Here is a 3,636-nt window from a genome sequence, read left to right as displayed (position 1 = left end):
AGATGCTAACGGATGTTATGATACTAAATTGGTTACTGTTAAATCGGTAGTAAAAATTGCAATTAACCCCAGTGTAACAAATCATGTTAATTGTTTTGGAAACAGTACAGGTAATGCTGTGTTTACCATTTCTGGATTTACAGGAACATACAGTTATACTATAAATGGAGGTACTGCTGTTACAGCACAAACTTCAGGAGTCGTTAACTTAACAAATCAACCTGCAGGAACGTATAATATCGTAGTTACAGACAACGTTACGGGTTGTACAGAAAGTAGTTCTGTTACAATTCAACAACCGGCAGCTGCATTGACGGCAAGTTATATTACAGTAAATGCAAATTGTAATGTGGGTACATCAAAAGTAACGGTAACGGCTTTAGGTGGAACACAATCATACAAATATTCGTTTGTACAAGATGGTACAGGAATAGGAACGTTAACAACGTCAAATATTGCAAATTTAGATCCTACTGTTAATACAGATTGGGATGCTTATGTGGTAGATGCTAACGGATGTCAGGTAAAACTTGACGTTACTATTGCAAAAGATAATACTCCAACAGTTTCAGCTACAGCTGTAAACCAATGTTTAGGAGTAGGAACATATACTATAACTGCTGTAGGAACAGGAAAAGCTCCTTTGACTTATAGTATTAATGGTCCAACTTCTGGTTTTGATACGCCAAATACATTTGCAGTAACAGCTTCAGGCACTTACAATGTATGGGTAAAAGATGCCAATGGTTGCGTTGCTATGACTACGGTTCCGGTAATTGTGAATGATAAATTGACTATTTCAGCTCAACTGACTAAGGACAATACTTGTTCTGGTACTACAGACGCTGTAATTACATTAAATGCTTCAGGCGGATCAGGTTCTTATACTTACACATATACAAGTACACCGGTTGCCACGGGAACTTTTGCTGGAAATGTCTTCACTACAAGTGCAGCGGCAGACTTTATCTTTACAGTAACAGATACTAAAAATTGTACGGCTACAACTACAGTTGCTGTAAAAACTACAGTACCTGTTAATCCTGACATTACAGGGGTAACTCAAACACAATTTATTAACTGTAACGGAGAAAAAACGGCAGCAATTTCTATAGCACTTGACAACACAAAAGGATTATCTCCATTTGTATTTAATGTTAGAAAAATTTCTCCAACAGTTGTTGATTATGGTACACAGACGTCAGGTTTAGAAGCTGGTACATACACCATTACTGTTACTGATGCAAAAGGTTGTACTGACACTTTCCCAATTGTAATTACACAACCAAATCCAATTGTGATTGCACATCACGCAGTGCCTATTACATGTGGAGCGGGAGGAGTATCTAAAGGAGCAGTTATTATAGATAGTGTTATAGGAGGTACTGGACCTTATAATTACTACGTTACAGGTATTAACGGATATAATGAAGAAGAGTTAAATAATTTAGGAACAACATCAGTTACATTTAACGTAGTTGATTTTGGTTTATATCAAATTAGAGTTGTAGACTCTAAAGGTTGTACGCAAGTTGTTTCAAATGTTTTGGTGGCATCACCACCTAACAATCTTGATATCGATATTGCCTTAACTTCAAATTGTTTACCTATTGTAGGGCCTCCTGCAATTCCTGCTGGTGGGTCAGCAGTGGTATCAATTGGAACAGCATTAACAGGTGCAGGACCATTCCACTTTAACATTTATAGAGGTTCAGTACCTCCTCAGGTTTGGACGGCTGATGGTCTTAATGGCTGGCAGGGTGAATCTTCAGTAGGAAGTAAAACAACTACTTTTGTAGGTCTTACTCCAGGTGTTAGATATACTTTCATTGTTTACGATGAAGTTACAAAATGTTACTATTATCAAATTTCAGATGATGTAGTTCCTACGAATTCAACTTTAACAATAAATCCTCCAACACCTGAGAATGTTACATGTACAGGTGCTGCAGATGGAAAGGTGACTTTCACAGTTGTAAATACGTATGCTACTCCAATATCTGTTAGTTATGAAGTATTTAATGCTTTCACTAATTTAACAACAGGAGTAACAGGAACCCGATTAAACGTTACAGGTAACTTTACTGTAAGTAATCTGGGACCTTTACCAAAAGGCAGTTATTATGTTTTAGTGAAAGAAACAGCTGGTCCAAATGTAGGATGTAGTGTTGCTTCTGCTAATTTCAATATTTTAGAATCTCCACAAATGTTGGTTCTTACGGCTACAGTTTCTAAAAAAGCAAATTGTGCTGTTGATTCTGGTATTATAACGGCTACAGCATCATTTGGTACTGCACCGTATTTATATCAATTATTGCCAAGTGCTTCACCAGCACCAACAAGTGCTACTGCAGGATGGAGCGCTCCAAATACATTTAATGCAAACGCAGGAAATTATGTTGTTTATGTTAAGGATGCTTATAATTGTATTAAGCCATTCCCGATTACTTTAACTAAATATACTGATCCAACAATCACAGCACCGGCATCTATTTGTTATACTGGAGTTCCATTTACATTTACTATTGGCGGATCAGTTGATGGAACAATCGTAGGTGGTGCAAGTTATAGTGTTGATGGAAGTGCATTCCAGACATCACCAAGTTTTACATTTAATACTCCTAAGATTTATAACTTAGTGGTTAAGGACGGAAACGGGTGTACAGCAACAACTACTTTCGAAGTAAAACCACAATTACTATTAGATGTTAAATTAACAAGAGAACTAAGTTGTATTGCTGGTAGCACAGATGCACAATTTACGCTTACACCAAAAGACGGTTACGGTACCTATACCTATTCTTATACTTTAAATGGTGGAGCAGTAACTCCAACAGGAAGTGTACTTACAACGAGCGCTATAGGAACTTATATTTTTACAGTAAGAGATGCTCAGAATTGTACAGCAACTTATACTATTAAATTAGATCCGATTCCGGCAATTGCATTTACTCCAACGGCAACAAATTTAAGTTGTTTTGCGAGTGCAGACGGAACAATCAATGTTGATGTTACAGCAGGAGTAGGTCCTTATGAATATCAGCTTGAAAGAGGTGCAACTATGGTTACAGCGTTCCAGCCTTTAAATAAATTTACAGGATTAATTGCTGCAAATAATTATGTAGTTACTGTAAGAGATGCTAAAAAATGTATCCTTACAGCGCCAGTTACAATTACGCAGCCGGCAATTTTAGCAGCTACATCATCAATTACAACAGCATTATTGTGTACTGCAGGAAATGCACCTTCACAAGCAGTTGTAACAATTGTTCCAACAGGAGGAACAACTCCTTACTTATATAGTTATGACTTAGGAGTTAATTATATTACTGATGATACTTACGAGACAACAGTTGGTAAAACTATTGATGTTTATGTAAAAGATAAAAACGGTTGTATTTTCACTCTGACTAATGGTGTTAATGTACCTGCTTTGGTACCTCCGACAGACTTGACAATTGTAACTTCAATTGCCGATACATGTCTTGCTGATGCCACGGTTGAGATTACAGCTCATGTAGGTGGAACAGGAACTCTTCAATACGAGATTTTATCTCCAATTGTAAGAGTGAAACAAACGTCTACAACATTTGCAAACCTGGCTCCTGGTACTTATGTATTCCAGATTACAGACGG

1 pseudogene is annotated in these 3,636 nt (G+C 37.0%); it reads left to right on the top strand.

What is annotated here, in order from left to right:
* Positions 1–3,636, top strand: a pseudogene (locus tag AC6CH4_RS25780) (hypothetical protein); the annotation flags it as partial.

The sequence above is a fragment of the Flavobacterium sp. GQ95 genome (genome assembly GCF_059758655.1).
This window is presented reverse-complemented; position numbering and strand designations above follow the sequence as displayed.